1 protein-coding gene is annotated in these 728 nt (G+C 74.5%); it reads right to left on the reverse strand.

Annotated features, from left to right (window positions below; all coding sequences use genetic code 11):
* Positions 1–85: 85 nt before the first annotated feature.
* On the reverse strand, positions 86–728 hold a 643-nt coding region (locus GT042_RS07935), incomplete at its 5' end, for a sugar transferase (protein WP_161307996.1).

The following is a 728-nucleotide window of genomic DNA, read 5'->3' on the forward strand; positions in this document are numbered from 1 at the left end:
CGGTCGGTGCCGGGGACCCCGGCCGGGGGGCGGCCGGGCCGCCGGGGGCCGGCGGTCGTCGGGAGGTACGCGGTGGCGGCCGTCATCAGCTGCCGGCCGGGCGGACGAGGGACATGGCGGTCCGCAGGAGGATGCAGACGTCCTGCCACAGCGACCAGTGGTCGATGTAGTGGTTGTCGAAGCGCGAGCGGTCCTCGATCGAGGTGTCGCCGCGCAGCCCGTGCACCTGCGCGAGACCGGTGATGCCGACGGGCATCCGGTGGCGGGCGGCGTACCCCGGGTGGGTCTTGCTGAAGTTGGCGACGAAGTAGGGGCGTTCGGGGCGCGGGCCGACCAGGCTCATGTCACCGCGCAGGACGTTCCACAGCTGCGGCAGCTCATCCATGGACGTACGGCGCAGGAAGTTCCCCACCGTGCTCATCCGGTGGTCGCCCGCGACGCTCCAGCGGGTGGCGGCCTCGTGCGGATCGGCGCGCAGGGTACGGAACTTGAGCAGGGTGAAGGGGCGGCCGTCCTGGCCGACGCGCTCCTGGCGGAACAGCACGCCCGGTCCGTCGCAGAGCCGGACGGCGAGGGCGCAGGCCAGCAGGAGCGGGGAGACGGTGAGCAGGACGGGGGCCGTCATGACCACGTCCAGCAGACGCTTGGCGAGCGCGCCCCGGCGGCGGGCGGCCGGGGGCTCCAGGCGGCGTCCGGCGAAGCCCCAGACGTGCCGGGCCATGTCGCCG

The organism is Streptomyces sp. SID3212, assembly GCF_009865405.1.
Lineage (GTDB): Bacteria > Actinomycetota > Actinomycetes > Streptomycetales > Streptomycetaceae > Streptomyces.